Source organism: Methylomonas lenta, from assembly GCF_001644015.1.
GTDB lineage: Bacteria > Pseudomonadota > Gammaproteobacteria > Methylococcales > Methylomonadaceae > Methylomonas > Methylomonas lenta.
Map to the genome: position 1 here is coordinate 1 of NZ_LUUI01000076.1, position 17,542 is coordinate 17,542.

18 protein-coding genes are annotated in these 17,542 nt (G+C 47.7%); 10 read left to right on the plus strand and 8 right to left on the minus strand.

Features of this window, described 5'->3' with window-relative positions:
* Positions 1 to 309 precede the first annotated feature (309 nt).
* The 5 genes from A1359_RS04725 to A1359_RS04745 all read right to left on the minus strand — a co-directional run bounded on the left by A1359_RS04725 (position 310) and on the right by A1359_RS04745 (position 2,825).
* Positions 310 to 735 (minus strand): ExbD/TolR family protein, encoded by a 426-nt coding sequence (locus A1359_RS04725; RefSeq protein ID WP_066978741.1) that lies wholly within the window; start codon positions 733 to 735, stop codon positions 310 to 312.
* Positions 735 to 1,478: a MotA/TolQ/ExbB proton channel family protein gene (locus A1359_RS04730; protein WP_066978744.1), complete on the minus strand. Its 744-nt coding sequence runs from the start codon at positions 1,476 to 1,478 to the stop codon at positions 735 to 737. The genes A1359_RS04725 and A1359_RS04730 overlap by 1 nt, the downstream gene beginning before the upstream one ends.
* 4 nt (positions 1,479 to 1,482) lie before the next feature.
* On the minus strand, positions 1,483 to 2,277 hold the full coding sequence (locus tag A1359_RS04735) for an energy transducer TonB (RefSeq protein WP_066978747.1): 795 nt from the start codon (positions 2,275 to 2,277) through the stop codon (positions 1,483 to 1,485).
* A gap of 78 nt (positions 2,278 to 2,355) precedes the next feature.
* A complete protein-coding gene (hemP, locus tag A1359_RS23425; RefSeq protein ID WP_066978750.1) occupies positions 2,356 to 2,550 on the minus strand; it encodes a hemin uptake protein HemP in 195 nt (64 codons plus the stop codon).
* A complete protein-coding gene (locus tag A1359_RS04745) occupies positions 2,550 to 2,825 on the minus strand; it encodes a hypothetical protein (RefSeq protein WP_066978753.1) in 276 nt (91 codons plus the stop codon). The genes hemP and A1359_RS04745 overlap by 1 nt, the downstream gene beginning before the upstream one ends.
* A 194-nt stretch (positions 2,826 to 3,019) precedes the next feature.
* Here A1359_RS04745 and A1359_RS04750 point away from each other — a divergent pair, with 194 nt between their 5' ends.
* The 3 genes from A1359_RS04750 to bfr all read left to right on the plus strand — a co-directional run bounded on the left by A1359_RS04750 (position 3,020) and on the right by bfr (position 5,975).
* Positions 3,020 to 4,696 (plus strand): copper resistance system multicopper oxidase, encoded by a 1,677-nt coding sequence (locus A1359_RS04750; RefSeq protein WP_083960501.1) that lies wholly within the window; start codon positions 3,020 to 3,022, stop codon positions 4,694 to 4,696.
* Positions 4,689 to 5,363 (plus strand): copper resistance protein B, encoded by a 675-nt coding sequence (locus A1359_RS04755; protein WP_232322117.1) that lies wholly within the window; start codon positions 4,689 to 4,691, stop codon positions 5,361 to 5,363. The genes A1359_RS04750 and A1359_RS04755 overlap by 8 nt, the downstream gene beginning before the upstream one ends.
* A 144-nt stretch (positions 5,364 to 5,507) precedes the next feature.
* Complete coding sequence (bfr, locus tag A1359_RS04760) at positions 5,508 to 5,975, plus strand: bacterioferritin (protein ID WP_066978760.1); 468 nt, start codon at positions 5,508 to 5,510, stop codon at positions 5,973 to 5,975.
* A gap of 135 nt (positions 5,976 to 6,110) precedes the next feature.
* Here the strand turns inward: bfr and A1359_RS04765 are convergent, their stop codons facing one another.
* Together A1359_RS04765 and A1359_RS04770 are read right to left on the minus strand one after the other, a co-directional pair.
* Entirely contained in the window at positions 6,111 to 6,692 is a 582-nt protein-coding gene (locus tag A1359_RS04765) for a hypothetical protein (RefSeq protein ID WP_066978763.1), read from the minus strand.
* 419 nt (positions 6,693 to 7,111) lie between these two features.
* Positions 7,112 to 9,238: a bifunctional diguanylate cyclase/phosphodiesterase gene (locus A1359_RS04770; protein WP_232322118.1), complete on the minus strand. Its 2,127-nt coding sequence runs from the start codon at positions 9,236 to 9,238 to the stop codon at positions 7,112 to 7,114.
* A 305-nt stretch (positions 9,239 to 9,543) separates the two neighbouring features.
* Here A1359_RS04770 and A1359_RS23070 point away from each other — a divergent pair, with 305 nt between their 5' ends.
* The 7 genes from A1359_RS23070 (at position 9,544) to hypF (ending at position 16,853) form a co-directional block, all read left to right on the plus strand.
* Entirely contained in the window at positions 9,544 to 10,230 is a 687-nt protein-coding gene (locus tag A1359_RS23070) for a hypothetical protein (protein ID WP_232322119.1), read from the plus strand.
* Positions 10,231 to 10,386: 156 nt separating this feature from the next.
* Positions 10,387 to 11,568 (plus strand): hypothetical protein, encoded by a 1,182-nt coding sequence (locus tag A1359_RS23075; RefSeq protein WP_232322120.1) that lies wholly within the window; start codon positions 10,387 to 10,389, stop codon positions 11,566 to 11,568.
* A 424-nt stretch (positions 11,569 to 11,992) separates the two neighbouring features.
* Complete coding sequence (locus A1359_RS04780) at positions 11,993 to 12,229, plus strand: HypC/HybG/HupF family hydrogenase formation chaperone (protein ID WP_066978766.1); 237 nt, start codon at positions 11,993 to 11,995, stop codon at positions 12,227 to 12,229.
* Entirely contained in the window at positions 12,222 to 12,572 is a 351-nt protein-coding gene (hypA, locus tag A1359_RS04785; protein ID WP_066978769.1) for a hydrogenase maturation nickel metallochaperone HypA, read from the plus strand. The genes A1359_RS04780 and hypA overlap by 8 nt, the downstream gene beginning before the upstream one ends.
* A gap of 36 nt (positions 12,573 to 12,608) precedes the next feature.
* Entirely contained in the window at positions 12,609 to 13,451 is an 843-nt protein-coding gene (hypB, locus tag A1359_RS04790; protein WP_066978772.1) for a hydrogenase nickel incorporation protein HypB, read from the plus strand.
* A gap of 24 nt (positions 13,452 to 13,475) precedes the next feature.
* On the plus strand, positions 13,476 to 14,588 hold the full coding sequence (hypD, locus tag A1359_RS04795) for a hydrogenase formation protein HypD (protein ID WP_066978774.1): 1,113 nt from the start codon (positions 13,476 to 13,478) through the stop codon (positions 14,586 to 14,588).
* 6 nt (positions 14,589 to 14,594) lie between these two features.
* On the plus strand, positions 14,595 to 16,853 hold the full coding sequence (gene hypF, locus A1359_RS04800) for a carbamoyltransferase HypF (protein ID WP_232322121.1): 2,259 nt from the start codon (positions 14,595 to 14,597) through the stop codon (positions 16,851 to 16,853).
* Positions 16,854 to 17,060: 207 nt separating this feature from the next.
* On the opposite strand, the gene A1359_RS04805 is transcribed toward hypF, so the two are convergent.
* The gene (locus A1359_RS04805; protein WP_066978780.1) at positions 17,061 to 17,294 is read right to left on the minus strand and encodes an addiction module protein; all 234 of its coding nucleotides are present in this window, start codon (positions 17,292 to 17,294) and stop codon (positions 17,061 to 17,063) included.
* Positions 17,295 to 17,542: the final 248 nt, after the last annotated feature.

The window sequence follows — 17,542 nt, forward strand, 5'->3', positions numbered from 1 at the left end:
TGATATTCCATGCATATTCCTAAATCTGGATTTGGCTAGCGACAGCAGCATTCTCCAGACGATTTGCTTCGAACTTAGATCCAGGCAGCGAAAGTCGGTAACATGGATTTGGCCGGTTTCTATCAGGGATGTGAAAAATTTCGTGTCAATTTCTATCTTCACCGTGAGGGGCGTGCCAAAGAATAAATGGAGTATTTTCATAAACGGATGTCATATTCTGTTTAATTATTGAGAATCATTCTAAATAGCGAGATGCAAAAGTTGCCTGCATTTTGTTGGGTTCCATCTATCCCATTTTGTCTGGCTGGATTAGGTTTTATCCGGTTCCGATACAAAGCCGATGCGACTAACGCCGGCTTGTGCTGCGTCAGCCAGCGTTTCGGCGACAAACTGGTAGGCGGCGGTTTTGTCTGCTCGAATGTGTAGTTCTGCAGCATCCGGTTCAAGAGCCAGTTGTGCCAGTTTTTGCTGCAACTGTTCGCGGCTTACTGGTTCCTGATTCCAGAACAATTTCCCCTCGGCGTCGATAGCCAGATTGACCGGTTCGACTGCTGTCGCCTGTGGCGGCTGACTGCTGGCCTTGGGCAAGTCGATCTTCACCGTGTGCGTCATCATGGGAGCTGTGATCATGAATATCACCAATAGCACCAGCATCACATCGATCAGCGGAATCATGTTGATTTCGGCCACGGTATGGCCGCCGGTTTTGTGTTGATCGAAGCTACCGAATGCCATTACTTCACTCCCGTGTTGATCAAGGTCAGTTTTTGTGAGGCAGTCGCGTCAACTTGGGAAGCGATGATGGCTGAACCGGTGGTTAAAAATGCAAACAGGTCGTGGGCAAAGGCATCCAGTTGCGCCAGTAACAGGCGATTGGAACGTACGCAATCGTTGTAAGCCAGTACTGCCGGAATCGCCACCGCCAACCCTAGTCCGGTCATGATCAAGGCTTCACCGACCGGGCCGGCGATTTGTTCCAGCGAGCCCTGTCCACTTTGGCCGATGCCGAGCAAGGCATGGTAAACGCCCCAGACGGTGCCAAACAAACCGACGAAGGGCGAGGTGCTGGCAATTGAAGCCAGTGCTGTCAGGCCCCATTCCAGCTTGGCAGTTTCTTCGTCGATGACGCGTCGAATCGCCCGGGTCAGAAACTCGCCGGCGGATCCGGTTTCCTGCAGACGTTGTACGCCGTGAAGTGCATGGTGACGTGTGGCATTGATAGCGTGATAGGTCAGATGCGAAAAAGGCTCATCATCACGATGCTGATGCAGTTGTTGAGCGACTTCATCCAGCGAAGCGGCATTCCAGAATTGATCCAGGAATCGCCGGGTTTGCCGCCGGTTGGACATGCCTTGCCAGGCTTTGATGACGATGAAATACCAGCTGCTGATAGACATCACCAGCAGCAACGTAAACAACGCCTGGCCGACGCCATCGCTTTGTGACAAAAAATGACTGATATTTTGATTGAATGTCATAGGATTAACCTTCTAAGCTGAATGAAATTGGTACTACCACCCAGGCTGCAACAGCTTCGGTGCCTCGCCTGGCCGCCACGAAGCGCCAGGTTTTTACGGTTTCCAGGGCCGCTTGGTCCAGGCGGGGGTGGCCGCTGGATTTGCGTAGCGCCACTTGTTCGACTACTCCGGCAGCATTGACAAATACCCGCAGCAAGACCCGACCTTGTTCGCCTTGCCGACGCGAATCGTCTGGGTAATCTGGCGCCGGGTTATTCAGGTAATCGGCTTGTAAACTTGGTAGCGACAACGGTGCCTGCTCGCTTTCAGCACTGGTCGCGCTGGCTGCGCTGGCTGTGGATTCGACCGACTGGGCGGGTTGCGCGGATGTTGTCGGCGGCAGTTGTTGCGGTTCGTATTCGCTCTTCAGCACTGTCTGTGGCGAAGCGGTTTCGTTGGTTGTAGCCAATACTGGTTTCGATTTGGCGACTTTCGGCAAGGGTTTGGGTTTGGGGTTGGTTTTTTTTACGACCCTATCCGGCTGTGACATCGACTTGGGAGGCGGTGAGGTGAATTTTGTTTCTGCCGCTGCACTGAACCAGTTGACCATGATGGGTTGCGGTGGGGTAATAACTGTTTCGTTAGTCTCGTTGGGCAACAAAACCAAAATAGCCAGATGCATGCCAGCGGCAATACCAATGCCAAGCCAAGTTCTATAGGCTTGATTTCCGGTCAATCTACCGAATTGAGAGACTATCGGCTCGCGTTGTGGGCGGTTAGATACGGCGGCGAACTGGAGGAAACAAAGATTGGCAATCATATAGCCTCACGCTAAGCAGTTATTGGTGCTTGGCTGGCTTACCCTTAGGTTGGCTGGCTATGCGATTGAGTCGAAAAATTATTTGGTCAGGATCAATTTACCGTTACTGGTAATGCGTAGGCGGTATTCTTCGCCCATGTGCTCTATAACAATTTCGTTTTGCGCCGCAAACAACTGTTTGCTGCTGAACTTGCGCCGGTTGCCGGTTGGTTCCGGTTTGGACGGTTCGGTACTATATTGTTGATTGAGGTTTGTCACTGTCGTTTCATTCATTAGTAAAGATGGCTTGGTCGTGCTGCCTGTTTCTGCTCCAAAAGTGAACTCAATACGCTTTGCCAGTGTTCCAGTAACTGCAGATACATATCGCGGCTGTCGGGTATTTCTTGCGTAACAGGATGGGAGAGTAGTTTTTGCAGTTGCTGTACGATCACATGTGCCAGCTTGGGACAATGGCGGCCGTTGATGAAGCGAGTCATCATCAGGCAGGTGGCGGCATGCAATTGGATCATGTCCTGTTTGCCGGTAGTATTGGCATTGGCTGAAAGCATACAAACCTCTTGAAAAATAAAAAGTTAAAAACGGCGCACACTGCTAATACACTGGAGAATGATCAGGTGCGCCGGTGACAGCACGAGAGAAAGCTGTCAGATACAAATGATAATGATTTTCATTTAAAAGTCAATATATTATTGCAAGCCTATTTTGCCGATTGGGAGGTGTTGATGTGCCAAGTAAAAAAATCATGACAACACCTACTCGCATAAGCACAGTGATGTTTGCCATCTTCGGTTTGTATGTCGGTGTCCATTCGGTTTATGCCGATACTTACCGTTTAGTCATTAACGAAAAGTCCGTTAATCTTATTGGCGAGCCGCAAGTGGCTGTCGTTGCCAACGATAGCTTGCCGGCGCCGACGCTGCATTGGCGGGAAAGTGAAGACGTGACATTACAGGTTACCAATGCCATGCAACAAGAGACGTCAATCCATTGGCACGGCATTGTGTTGCCTTACAAAATGGACGGTGTGCCGGGCGTGAGTTTTGATGGCATAGCGCCGGGACAGACTTTTAGCTATCAATTTCAAGTCAAACAGCATGGCACCTATTGGTATCACGGCCATTCCGGCATGCAAGAACAACAAGGCTTGTTTGGCGCCATTATTATCGAGCCAAGTCACGACCAACAATTAGTTGATCGTGATTATGTGGTGATGCTGTCGGATTGGCCGGAAGCCGATCCGCACCGCACGCTGGCCCGCTTAAAGAAGCAGAGCGACTATTACAATTTCCAAAAACGTACGCTAGCTGACTTCTTTAGCGACATCGAACGGCTGGGGTTTTGGGAAACCGTTGCCGATCGCATGGCCTGGGGACAAATGCGCATGGAGCCGACCGATATCGCCGATGTTAACGGCGCAACCTATCATTTTTTGATCAACGGTAAGACGCCTGAAGCAGGGCAGAAGTATATGTTTAAGCTGGGTGATAAGGTGCGTTTGCGCTTCATCAACGCCTCAGCCATGACCCATTTCGATGTGCGCATCCCCGGTTTGAAAATGCAGGTAGTTGCTGCAGATGGGCAGTCGGTAGCCCCTGTCGATGTCGAGGAATTTCGCATAGCAGTAGCGGAAACCTACGATGTGCTGGTAAAGCCTCAAACGGAACAGGCTTATAGTGTTTTTGCCGAAGCTATGGATCGTAGTGGTTATGCCCATGCCTCGTTGACTCCGCGAGAGGATTTGCTGGTAGCGGCTCCAGCCTTGCGACCTATGACTTTACTGACATTAGCAGAGATGGGTGGGGCGCATGCCGGGCATGGCAGCCATGATACCGATAAAGCCCTGACTTTAGAGGCGCAAGATGTAACGGCTGCATCCGATCACGCCCCCCTGTCGGCCGACAATCACTCTGCACATGCATCGCATCAGGCCAACATGCCGGCACACGACACTGATACGGATTTGGCAGCGACTTCCGTGCTGGATTATCGCGACTTAAAAGCCGCCATCCCCGAACATGGCTTGATGGGTCCGCCGGATCGGGAAATCACTCTGCGCCTGACCGGTAACATGAACCGCTATATCTGGTCTTTTGATGATGTGAAATATTCCGATGCCGAGCCGATTCGGGTCAAACTGGGTGAGCGCATCCGCTTTCATTATGTCAATGAAACCATGATGAATCATCCTATTCATCTGCACGGCTTGTGGCAATATCTGGACAACGGTAATGGCATGTATAGCCCCAAAAAACACGTTATCAATGTCAAGCCAGGACAGACTGTCAGCGTCGACGTGCCGGCGGATGCCGAGGGCGATTGGGCGTTTCATTGCCATTTACTGTATCACATGGATACCGGCATGTTTCGCAAATTCATCGTCGAAAAAACAGCAGATCATGCGGCTCATCAGCATGAATAGAGTTGCCAGGACTCTACTGTTGGTGCTGTTTGCCGGTCATACTCAGGCGCAAGACGACGACATGATTTTCAGCCATTTCAAAGCCGAACGCCTGGAATACGAGGGTAACCAGGATCTGCATTTGTTCAAATGGGATGTGCAACAATGGATCGGAAACGACGAAAACAAGCTATGGTTGAAAACCGAGGGCGACTATTCCAGTGATCAGGATATTTTCGGTCGTGCCGATTTACAGATGTTATATAGCCGCAATATCGATACTTTTTGGGATTTTCAGATCGGTGCCCGTCGGGCTTTCGAACCGGAACGCACTTTTGATGCAGTAATCGGTTTTCAGGGTTTGGCACCGTATTTCATCGAAGTCGATAGCGCTATGTTTATTACTCAGAACGGCAATGTGCTGGGGCGTTTGAGCTTGGGCTATGAACTGTTGCTGACGCAACGGCTGATTCTGGCACCGCGCATCGAAGTTAATGTTGCAGCCCAGGATTTGCAATATCGTGGCGTCAAGGCCGGTATTACCGAATTCGAAGCCGGCATGCGCTTGCGCTACGAAATCGAGCGAGAGTTTGCGCCCTATGTGGGTTTTGATTATGTCGAGGAAGAGTCCTTGCGCGAACATCACCATAGTGTGCGTGGGGTGGTGGGGTTTCGGGTTTGGTACTGATTTCGTCTGGAGTTTGTGCCGTCGGATTGAGCTGTTCGCTACCCAAGTTCGAGCTACAAAATCTAGCGTATTATTCAACAGTAGGGTGATAAACTATTTCAGTAGACAGCATAACTCTACATTAAGCGTAATCGGAGACATCGAATGAAAGGCAACGAACAAGTCATTGCGCAATTAAATGAACTACTTGCTGGCGAATTGACAGCCATCGATCAGTACTTTATCCATTCCCGCATGTATGAAAACTGGGGCTTTTATAAATTGTACGAGCGCATCGCGCATGAAGTGCAGGACGAAACCAATCATGCCGACGCTTTGATCAAGCGCCTCCTGTTTTTGGAAGGCATGCCTGATTTAAGCAAACGGGAGCCTTTGCAGGTAGGCCATACGGTAAAGGATATGCTGCAAAACGACTTGGCAGTGGAGCTAAAAGTAGTCAGGGACTTGCGCAAAGTAATGGCATTTTGCGAATCGGTGCAGGATTATCAAACCCGCGAAATTTTACGGGTGATGCTGGAAGACACCGAGCATGATCATGCTCATTGGCTGGAACAGCAATTGGGTTTGATTGAACGTATTGGTCTGCCCAATTATCTGCAATCACAGTTGTAAGGCACTCATCTTTGCAAATCCAATACCTTTCGCTGCTTAAAATAATTAGAACGAACGGTATTCAGAAAATCGGTTAGTGGTGCGAAGATTTTATTTTTTCAGCCGTTTGACATCGTGGCGGCTAAAAGGGATAACTTAACCTCTGGCAGAAAAAATTTCGCGCACCCACTCAATATCCAGTGCAAACATTTCCGGATCAGAATCTCGGATGCCTTTAAAAGGTATTTCAATATGCCGTTTCCGAAGTTCATCCTGAAGTTCCTTCATGAATACCCCTGAATGAGCTAGTAAATTACTGTCTTGACAATGAATTGCGCACCCTGGACTCATTGGATTGCCGCCAAGGATGGCTAATAGCTGATATCCCTGCTTAGTGTAATCTTCAATGCGGTCTACAATATCGATGCTCATTTTTCTGCAACAGTTACGGCCTTCAACCGTATCAAGTGCATCTCTAATTGATTGCCCTGGTTGTCGTTTTCTTTCAAAACCCAAAAAACGCATTTCAGGACAAGGCATTTCAACTATGCCAACATTGTATTCGTTGCATAGATCAAGAATTGGCCCGTTAAGCGCTGGAAAGTTTGCAGCCCCGGCATCACGAGCATTCTGATTAAATATACATTCAATCACAGCGACCAATCGACCGCTTCGATTATCGTTAATAAGTGTAAAGCCAGTTCGCTCGAATAGCTTTTTATATAGAGTTTTGAGCATTGCAAGTTATAAGCTGATTGCAAAGGATTATGGTTGGTGTCCCTGATTACATGAATTTATTGATGCCAACTAACTAATTGACTAAGGTGGAACCGAGCGGCTGGAACCGGAAAGATGTCGAGAGTCAGCGTGATCAAAGATGAACTTAATCAGAGGCTAGGATTTGAGTATACTCGAAGGTGCCTCTAATAGTTGAGTTATTATCTTAGGGGATCGTGTTCAGTCTTTGAAATTGCTATCTATAGCAACCCAAAGCAGCCAGTCGTAAATCAAAGTTGTACCTCTGCAAGGGGCTGGGCAACTAAATTGGCTTTGTTAAAGCTATTCAAATTGAGAGCGTCAGCTAGCCGAACTTGAACACGTTTAACCTGATGACAATACGTAGTGCAAGTCATTAAACGAATAGGTAGTTCCATATCCTATTTTTTTAAGATCAGTAAGAAGTCAGCTAATGGTAAAGGCTTGCTGAAATAATACCCTTGTAACTCGTCACAGCCCATTCCATGTAAATAGGCTTGTTGATAGGCTGTTTCAACGCCCTCTGCTACTACCTTTAGACCAAAACTGTGTCCCAAGGCTATGATAGCTTTAAGGATGGCAACATTGGCGGGCTCGTTTTCAAGGTTGCCAACAAATGCCTTATCTATTTTTAATCGGTCAACCGGAAAATCTTTCAAATACGCCATACTCGAATAACCTGTGCCAAAATCATCAATCGCCAATGTTAGTCCTAGCGATTTAAGGTCATGGAGGGTTTTGATAAAGGCTGGCGTATCATGCACGAGGCAAGATTCGGTGATTTCCAGTTCCAAACAACCTGGATTAACATTCGTATCCTTGATAACTTGTTCCACTGTGCTAACGAGGTCGCAATGGCGAAACTGTCGTGGCGAGACATTCACAGCCACAGAGAAAGGTTTACCCAGTAACTGACTAAATTGGTTAGCTGCACGGCAAGCATTGCCTAATACCCATCGACCGAGCGCTTCGATTTGTCCGGTTTCTTCGGCGACAGGAATAAAGCTCAGTGGAGATATTAACGGGCCATCTTTCGGTTGCCAGCGAATCAACGCCTCAGCGCCACAAAGCTTGCCGGTTGCCAGGTTGATCTTGGGCTGAAAATACAATAAGAATTCTTCATTTTCGATAGCGTGGCGGAGGCTATATTCAATTTCTATCCGTTTCTTCAATGCTTGATTCAACTCTAGCGTGTAAAGCTGAAAAGTATTGCGTCCGGACTGTTTGGCCTTATACATGGCTAAGTCTGCGTGTTTTAGCAGGGTATTTGCATCGCTGCCATCGCCCGGATAAACGCTAATCCCTATGCTACATGAAACGATAAACTCGAGTTTATCAACAATACAGGGCTCTGCCACAGCACTGAGTATGCGCAGCATTCTCTGAGTAATATCTTCAACTTTTTGTAAACACGTTAGCAACAAGACAAATTCATCACCGCCTAAGCGAACGACGCTGTCAGATTCGCGAACACACTTCGACAGTCGCTCAGCAATTACTGTCAGCAATCCATCGCCAATATGGTGTCCCATGCTGTCGTTGATCAGTTTAAAGTGATCGAGATCAAGAAATGCAACGGCCACTTTATGATCATGACAATCGGCAAAACTCATACATTGCTGCAAACGATCAGTCAGTATGGTACGGTTAGGTAAACCCGTTAAACTGTCATGCGTGGCTTGGTATTCGATTTGTTGTTCGTAGTTTTTGCGCTCAGAAATATCTTCGACTGTACCCTCGTAAAATAATAACTGACCGTCCTGGTCTCGCACCTCTCTGGCGTTCTCAGTAATCCAAATGATGTCACCGTTTTTTTGATACACCTGCGCCTCAAAGCTTTGCACTTTACCTAACGTTTTAAGAAGTGCAACATATTCAGCACGCTTGTTTGGATCAACATAAAGTTGGTACTGAATATCGGAAATGCTGTTTTTCAGATCTTGGAGTGATCCATATCCGTATATCCGTGCCAAGGCTGGATTAAAATCCAGGTATTGGCCGTTGGGTGTGGTTTGATAGATGCCTTCAATGGCGTTTTCGAAGATAGAGCGATAACGTAATTCTGCGTCGCGGGCGAGTTGTTCGCTATGTTTGCGCGTGGTTATATCCTGAATGAATCCTTCCAGAGCCACTAACTCATAATTTTCATTAAACAAAGGTAAGCCGCTCTCATGTACCCAGCGGGTTTCGCCGTTGACATGGGTAATGCGGTATTCAAGTTCAAATTGCTGATTCGATTTTGCCGCATTATCGATCAACTCTCGTACCCAGAGGCGGTCATCAGGGAAAGTCAGTTTTTCATAGGAAACGATTTGGTTAAACAACAAATCTTCAGGGCTATAGCCAGTCAACGATAAGCAACCGTCACTCACAAACACCATTGTCCAATCAGCATCTAACAGGCAACAATAGACCATACCTTTCAGATTACTCATCAAAGTACAAAGCATTCGTTCTCTATCTTGTAGCAAACCCATTAGGCTGGGGGAAAGATTTTTGGAAAACTGATTTGCGGTAGTTCGTTGCATAATTAATGCGTCATAATCCAAAAAAAACGGCTGTGAAACCAGTTAGCATGTTTTGTGCCGTTATCTGGGATTAGCTAAGTTATTGAATCGAGGCCATGGTTCCTGGCGAGGAATGATTTTAGACATTATTAAGGTGCAGCGCGCACCGTTTTAGTGCGCAGTAGATTATCGATTGACATTTAATTCAGTAAAATCAGCATAAAGCCAATGGTGTGAATTTTGCTTAAGAGCTCTAAGCAAATCAGGTTGAATCAAAAATGAATGCTTACCGTTATTGATCATTTCACATCGTTGGACGAGGAATCATGGACACTTTAATCAATACCCACTCAATCAAACTATTAGCCGCCATGGCTGAGGTCAAAAGCTTTGAAAACCGATTAGCACAATTGAACCAATGGTGGGGGAAAATCACTCTCATCGGCAAGATTAATAGTCACAATGTTGCGTCGACGATTTTGGATGACATGCATCGTACTCAAAGTAAATTTGGGGAACTGCAGAAAAAACTGACTGGCAGCTTGTTACGCGAAAATTTACAAAAACTAGCGTTGGATAACGCTTCCAGGGCGCAAGTTGCCATCGATTTACTGATTCGCAATCTTTATGAACGGACGGCCGACGTAGGGTTTCTGGCAACAGACGATGATATTCGGGTTTTTCTGCAGCAGTCTCAGCCTGATGTCAGACAAGTTGATTTTATTGAAAGTCGACTAAAGGAATATGTCAAAAAGTACAGTGTTTACGATGAAATTATCATATTCGACACGTGTGGAAAAATCCGAGCACATTTAGACCCAAGTAATCAAATCACTGCGTCAACTGATCCTTTAATACAGGAAACCTTAGCCTCGGACCAGGCCTACGTGGAAACCTTTCGCTATAGCGAGCTGCAAGCAAATCGACGCCATTCGTTAATTTATTCCTGCAAGATTACCGAAACTGATCAAAAAAACTCGCAAACTCTCGGTGTACTGTGTTTGTGTTTTTGATTTGACGATGAAATGCAGGGTATCTTTGCCAATTTGGTATGCGAATCTAGTAGCGAAGTCATCAGCATTTTGAACTCAGAGGGACGAGTTATTGCTAGCAGTAACGAACAGATATTACCACTGAGTGCTAGATCTAATAAGTCGGCAACGATCTCATTGGCTCGTTTTCAACAGTATGATTACATCATTAACAGGAGAAGCACCAATGGTTATCAAGGTTTTTATGGTCTGGGTTGGCACGGGCAGATGTTAACCCGACTAGATTCAGCTTTTAATCGAGACGTGTCTGTTAAAGATGGCCAGGAATACACAGCGATCATTGACCAATCTGACAGTTTTCCATCGGAACTAAAAGAAATCCGTCAAGCTTCGCTAGATATCAATGCTGACCTTGGCTTATTGGTGTTGAACGGAAAAATAGCTTCGGCGCGAAAAAATGCTGCGGAATTTATGCCGGTGTTGGAGGCTATCAAACAGATTGGTTCTGACATTGCCAATATCTTCAATGCCTCGGTCAAAAGCCTACAGGAAGTAACAGTGATGTCATCGCATCTCAATAATGCCGGTTTCCTGGCATCGCTGGCGGTAGACATCATGGATCGCAATCTTTACGAGCGCGCCAACGATTGCAGATGGTGGGCTTTGACTTCGGCGTTTCGCCGCAATCTGGCAAAGTCAGACCTTTCTGATGCCGACACCAGTGAGATCAGTGAAATTCTCTCTTATATCAACACCCTTTATACGGTTTATACCAATCTATACCTGTACGATACACAAGGCGAAATACTCGCCGTTTCAAGTCCTCAGCAATTAGGTTCGGTGGGTATGAGGGTCGATGAATCGTCGGGTTTTAGGAGTGCTATGGTTAATGCTGATAGCCAATCCTATAGCGTGTCCAGCTTTACACCGACAGCCCTTTATAACGATCGTCACACCTATATTTACAACGCTGCCATTACTGATTTGACGGACACTAGTAAAGTGTTGGGTGGGATTGGCATTGTATTTGACAGTGAACCACAATTAGCTGTGATGCTGAGCGAAGTCCTGCCAAAAGAGCCTGACGGTTCTATTATGCAGAATAGTTTTGCGGTATTTACTGATCGCAAAGGGATGATTTTGAGCGTTGCTAATCATTTTTTATATCGCGTGGGCGAGAAACTGCCAATAGATGATACATATTTTAAATTGAAAAACGGCCAAACCAGTTCGATGTTAATCAAGCATTCTGGAGAAAATTATGTGCTGGGCATTGCCGCCAGTAAGGGTTACAGGGAATACAAGACAAAAGACAACTACCAAAATGACGTGATTGCTTTCGTTTTTATTCCAATTTGAAGCAGACTCTGGTTTTTGGCTGAGCTCCAAGTTTCGGTTTTTGATTTGGATACACAGCATTTATGGCAGCTGTATATCAATTAACGGCCATTGATAACCAAAGATTGTAGGACAATCGGGGGCGATCATGATCGTTCAACTCGATTGAACTTAGGTGTCTATTTTGACCCTATTGATATTAAACCTGAAACGTTTGCCAGCGTTTTTCAGGCAGGTGTTTAGGTTACATAGTTATGAAAGCATGAATAGGGGGTAATCTTTGGTTGGTGAATATCAATCTCAATATTCACACCGCACTATGATCTGGCTTGAACGGCCGAGTCTCGCTTAAATACAATGGTTTTAGCTAAATTGTCACCAGTGCATTATCATTGAGGTCATAACTATTGATCGACATGATATTTTTATCTAACAGGAAACTGCTATGTGCCTTGCTATCCCTATGCAAATTAGTCATATCGATGGCTATAACGCCAAGTGCACCGCGAAAGGTGTGCAGCGCGAAGTCAGTTTATTTTTGCTGCAAGACGATGATCTGCAGGTAGGCGATTACGTGCTAATCCATGTGGGTTATGCCATTCAGAAAATTTCTGAACAAGATGCGCATACTGCCTGGGAGTTATTTGACGAAATGTATTTACAGGAAGTCGCTAGTGCATGAGCTTTCGCTCTGCGAGGATTTGCTGGATCAAGTCAAGGCTATCGCAGAAACACACCATGCTGAAAAGGTGGTGTCTATCACTGTCAGAATAGGGCCGCTATCGGGTGTCGAACCCCTGTTGTTAGACAGCGCGTTTAGTATGGCTTGTGTCGGCACAGTGGCCGAACTAGCCGAGCTGATTTTGGAAAATCAGCCGGTCAGGGTTGTGTGTAATCAGTGCGCTATAGAATCCGAAGCCAGCGCCAATAATCTGCTTTGCAGGTCGTGTGGTGGCTTTGATACTCGGCTACTGAGTGGCGACGAGCTGATTCTGGCGCGAGTTGAATTAGAGGGTGTGGATTGAGTTCTAGCCTGAGTAAAAACTGTAGGGAGTTTGATTATGTGTAATACCTGTGGCTGTAATGTGACGGCGGGCAATCGTCATTTAATTTTTACCCCGCCTAAACCAAAAGCAACCAACACGGCTGTTTCCGTGTTGAGTAATTTACTCAAACACAACAACGAGCAGGCCGAACGTAATCGGGCTACTTTTGATGCGCAGGGCGTTTTGGTGATCAATTTAATGTCTTCCCCGGGGTCTGGGAAGACGGCGTTATTGGAAGCCACCATCCGAAATCTCAAACATAAACTGAAGATGGCCGTCATAGAAGGTGATCTGGAAACCGAAAACGATGCCGATCGCATTCGGGCGCAAGGTGTGCCGGCTTATCAAATCACCACCGGTACCGCCTGTCATCTGGATGCACATTTGATCGAGGGTGCGCTGCCGCAGCTTGATTTAGCGGCTATCGATCTGCTATTCATAGAAAACGTCGGCAATTTGGTTTGTCCGGCTAGTTTTGATTTGGGGCATCACCGCAATGTCACCTTGTTGTCAGTGACCGAAGGCGACGACAAACCGGCCAAATATCCGGTAATGTTTCGTGCCGCCGACTTAATGCTGATCAGCAAAACCGATCTGTTACCGCATCTGGATGATTTTTCATTGGAAAAGGCCGAGCATTGTCAGCGGGCTTTGGCTAGTCAGATACCTGTATTGCCGCTTTCCAGTCGTAGCGGTGATGGTTTGAATGCCTGGTTGGACTGGTTGCAACAGGAAGTCAGCGATCACAAGCTACGTGTCCAGCAACAGCAGACCATTAAGCCTCGCGTGCAACAAGATGGGCAAAATCTGCATCTAAATGCAGCGGAAGTGCATTTTCGTCCAGTTACACTAGCCTGAAACATCCTCAAAAGGTAAACCCTGATGCACACTGCCCAAGAATGGCTGCAAAAAATTTGCGATTTGCCCTTGCCCAACAAAGTGCGTTTGATGAATGTGTGCGGTGGACACGAGCGCTCTATCTCTATGGCGGGTTTACGCAAGGCTTTGCCGAGTCAAATCGATTTGATTCCCGGTCCTGGCTGTCCAGTTTGTGTCTGCCCGGAGCAAGATATTTATCAGGCCATTCAAATGGCCTTGCAGGAAGATATCGTGCTGGTCAGCTTTGGCGATATGCTGCGGGTGCCGGTGAATGTTGCTAAAAAAGATATACGAACATTGGAGCAGGCCAAAGCTGCAGGTGCCGATGTACGCCCGGTAGCCTCGCCACAGGAGGCGGTCAAAATAGCCCGTGCCGAGCCGCATAAAACCGTGGTGTTTTTTGCTGCCGGTTTCGAAACCACCATCGCTCCGGTAGCCGGCATGATAGCCGAAGGCATTCCGGCTAATCTGCTGTTGTTGTTAAGTGGACGATTGACCTGGCCGGCTGTGTCTATGTTGTTGGAGTCCGAACAACCAGGATTTGATGCGCTGATTGCGCCCGGCCATGTGTCTACCGTAATGGGACCTGAAGAGTGGTCTTTTGTGGTGGATAAACACCATATCCCCGCTGCCATCGCCGGCTTTACAACGGAAAGTTTGTTGGCGGCGACGTATTCGGTATTACGGCAGCTGATAGAGCAGCGGCCTTTTTTGGATAATTGTTACTCACAACTGGTTAGGCCGCAAGGCAATCCAGTGGCTAAACGTTTAATCCAAGCCACGATGGATGTAGTCGATGCGCCTTGGCGTGGCATTGGCGTGATTCCGGCCTCCGGTTTCGAGTTAAACCAACGCTATGCTGAACACAATGTGCGGTTACGGTTTCCGGATTTTGCCAAACAAGCGCGTGAAAATGCCGGTCAAATGCCGCCGGGTTGTGATTGTGCCAAGGTGGTGTTGGGCAAAATTACCCCGCTGGAATGTCGCATTTATGGCTCACCCTGTACCCCGCGTAATCCAGTCGGTCCTTGCATGGTATCGGATGAAGGCGCTTGCCGTATTTGGTGGTCTAGTGGACTGCGTAAAGAATCGGCTGAAATCGCTGAAGTGTCCTGAGTCTGTTTGCACGGCAAGATGACTGTGCTGGCGCTGCGCATCGTTATCACCGGCAGGGTGCAAGGCGTCGGTTTTCGGCCTTTTGTCAGTCGGCTGGCTCATGAATTAGGTTTGACCGGATGGGTGCGAAATTGCAGTGGACAAGTGGAGATACATGTCGAAGGGCAGGCTGATGCCCTAACGGCATTCAAAATCGGACTTGTTCATCGCGCGCCGCCGCTATCCCAACCGCAGCCTCCAAACTCTAAGCCAGTTGCCGCTGAGGGTTTTAGCGAATTTGTAATTCTAGGGAGTGAAACGGGCGCAAGTTTGGATAACCATATACCGCCGGATTATTTTGTCTGTGACGATTGTCTGGCCGAAATGCAAAATCCGCAGGAGAGGCGTTATCGTTATCCTTTCATCAATTGTACCCAATGCGGCCCAAGATACACCATCATCGATCGCTTACCTTACGACAGGCCCAACACGGCAATGGCGGACTTTCCTCTGTGTCCGGCCTGCCATGCTGAATACAGCAATCAACTCGATCGCCGCTATCATGCGCAGCCTTTAGCTTGTAGCGTTTGTGGCCCTAGCCTGACTTTTCGCCGCCTAGGTTTTGCCGATGTCTCTGGAAACGAAACCGCCTTGTCGGCTTGTGTGGAAGGCTTGCTAGCGGGTTGGATCATCGCCGTTAAAGGTGTCGGTGGTTACCATTTACTATGCGATGCGACTCAAGCTTTGGCGGTCAATCGTTTACGACAGCGAAAAATTCGTCCGGACAAACCGCTAGCAGTGCTGGTGCCCTGGCGCGGCGAAAATGGCTTGGAGCTGGTCGAGCAACTGGCCGATTTGCGAGATTGCGAAAAACAACGACTTTGCTCGCCATTGCGACCGATTGTGTTGGTAAAAAAACAGCTTAACTCCATGCTGACAGAGGCGATAGCGCCAGATTTAAATGAGCTGGGCTTGATGCTGCCTTACAGTCCGCTGCATCATTTGCTGGCCAATGCTGTTGGCAAGCCGCTAGTGGCTACCTCGGCAAATTTAAGTGGCGAACCTGTGCTGACAGATGCCGATGATGTCGAAATCAGGCTTCAAAAAATAGCGGATGCTTATTTACATCATGATCGGCCTATCCGACGCCCGGCGGATGATTCAGTTTATCGTTGCATTGCCGGCAAAACCCGCCCCTTACGGGTAGGGCGCGGTGCTGCGCCGATAGAGCGCCAAGTGAGTTTTCAGTTTAAACAACCTTTATTAGCTGTGGGTGCCGATCTGAAAAATACCATAGCTCTGGGGTTTCGCGACCGAATAGTTATTTCGCCGCATATTGGCGATCTGGGTAGCCTAAGAAGCGGGCAGGTTTTTGAACAAGTGATTGCCGATTTTCAGCAGCTTTATGGCGTCCGGCCTGAAGCCATCTTATGCGATGCACATCCGGGTTATCACTCTCATCAGTGGGCCAGACAAGCCAAACTGCCAGTTGTGCCGGTTTTTCATCATCATGCCCATGCATCGGCGTTGGTGGGGGAGCATGCTTTAACAGGATCGTCTTTGGTTTTTACCTGGGATGGCACCGGCTATGGCGAAGACGGCAGTATTTGGGGCGGTGAGACATTGCTTGGTAGCCCCGGGCAGTGGCGCCGCGTGGGATCGTTGAAGTCGTTTTATCTGCCCGGTGGCGATAAAGCCAGTCGGCAACCCTGGCGTTGCGCCTTAGCGTTGTGTTGGCAGATTGGTCAAGATTGGCCGGACTGTCAGCAAGATAGCCAGCTGCTACGAGCAGCCTGGGAACGCAAAATAAATTGCCCACAGTCCAGTTCTGCCGGGCGCCTGTTTGATGCCGCTACAGCGTTGATTGGTATTGCGCAGCATTCCAGTTATGAAGGCCATGCAGCCATGCAATTGGAAGCAGTTGGTCGTAAAACCGATCAGATCATTGGGTTGCCGCAGATGAAAGATGGGTCTGAAATCCTCATCACAGACTGGAGCCCGCTGATAGCTTTTTTAAAGGATTCCAGCATCAGTCCATCAGAACGAGCGTCGGTGTTTCATGCCAGTTTAGCGGCGGCTATTGTTGATCAGGCCGTACTTCATCGAGAAAAATATGCAGTATCGCAAGTGGGCTTGTCGGGTGGTGTTTTTCAAAACAGACTGTTGACGGAGCAGGCGCTGGCAGGATTAGTCAAACAAGGGTTCGATGTCTATTTGCATGAAGAGCTACCGGCCGGCGATGGTGGTATCAGCTTTGGCCAGTTGATCGAAGCCGGTCAACAGTAATCGGTATCACTCTCTCCAGGCAACCTGTTTCACCGGGTGCGTCCGTGTTGAACGATGGGTTAGCGGTTTTTAGGCCAACGATTCGGATTTCGGGCATCATGCAATACAGCTTCATTGCAGCAATAAATTCTTCACCGAGACCAGGGCTTTGTAATTCATACCATTCTTGGGCTTCGCCCGTTTCACGTAACGCTCGTTTAGAAAATTTCAGGCGGTACGCCATGCGCCATCTTTAAGGCATGATTTCACCTGATCCCTGGAATAACCAGCTTCCGGATTCGCTTCGAACTCCAGCAAGCACAGTTCTAGTTCAGCTTTAAGCTCGGGTGAAACTTCTACGGCTTCCGGCACTGCGGCAACGCTGTCCCAGATAAGCTCAGCAAGCCGAATGCGCCCCTGCACCAGAAGTTCAAGAATATCGGAAATAGAGATATTATTCATAGCGGACATTATCCTTGTTCGGTAAAAATCTAACACCGAACGCATAAGTGACCTGACAATTTATGTTTTTCCATTATCAGTTCGTACTTGATTATTCGGTGTACCGTCATTCAAACTATGTTGCGCAGCTCACGCAAAGTTTTAAAGGACGAATTTAAACCTTCATTCCTCCGAATACACTAACGCTATTCGGAGCTACGCGGGCTATTAAGGCAAACATAGCCTTGATTTAAGGTATTAGGCTATTT

Coding starts and splice junctions, on each gene's coding strand:
- A1359_RS04725 (WP_066978741.1), bottom strand. CDS start 735: ATGGCATTCGGTAGCTTCGATCAACACAAAACCGGCGGCCATACCGTG.
- A1359_RS04730 (WP_066978744.1), bottom strand. CDS start 1,478: ATGACATTCAATCAAAATATCAGTCATTTTTTGTCACAAAGCGATGGC.
- A1359_RS04735 (WP_066978747.1), bottom strand. CDS start 2,277: ATGATTGCCAATCTTTGTTTCCTCCAGTTCGCCGCCGTATCTAACCGC.
- hemP (WP_066978750.1), bottom strand. CDS start 2,550: ATGAATGAAACGACAGTGACAAACCTCAATCAACAATATAGTACCGAA.
- A1359_RS04745 (WP_066978753.1), bottom strand. CDS start 2,825: ATGCTTTCAGCCAATGCCAATACTACCGGCAAACAGGACATGATCCAA.
- A1359_RS04750 (WP_083960501.1), top strand. CDS start 3,020: ATGACAACACCTACTCGCATAAGCACAGTGATGTTTGCCATCTTCGGT.
- A1359_RS04755 (WP_232322117.1), top strand. CDS start 4,689: ATGAATAGAGTTGCCAGGACTCTACTGTTGGTGCTGTTTGCCGGTCAT.
- bfr (WP_066978760.1), top strand. CDS start 5,508: ATGAAAGGCAACGAACAAGTCATTGCGCAATTAAATGAACTACTTGCT.
- A1359_RS04765 (WP_066978763.1), bottom strand. CDS start 6,692: ATGCTCAAAACTCTATATAAAAAGCTATTCGAGCGAACTGGCTTTACA.
- A1359_RS04770 (WP_232322118.1), bottom strand. CDS start 9,238: ATGCAACGAACTACCGCAAATCAGTTTTCCAAAAATCTTTCCCCCAGC.
- A1359_RS23070 (WP_232322119.1), top strand. CDS start 9,544: ATGGACACTTTAATCAATACCCACTCAATCAAACTATTAGCCGCCATG.
- A1359_RS04780 (WP_066978766.1), top strand. CDS start 11,993: ATGTGCCTTGCTATCCCTATGCAAATTAGTCATATCGATGGCTATAAC.
- hypB (WP_066978772.1), top strand. CDS start 12,609: ATGTGTAATACCTGTGGCTGTAATGTGACGGCGGGCAATCGTCATTTA.
- hypD (WP_066978774.1), top strand. CDS start 13,476: ATGCACACTGCCCAAGAATGGCTGCAAAAAATTTGCGATTTGCCCTTG.
- A1359_RS04805 (WP_066978780.1), bottom strand. CDS start 17,294: ATGAATAATATCTCTATTTCCGATATTCTTGAACTTCTGGTGCAGGGG.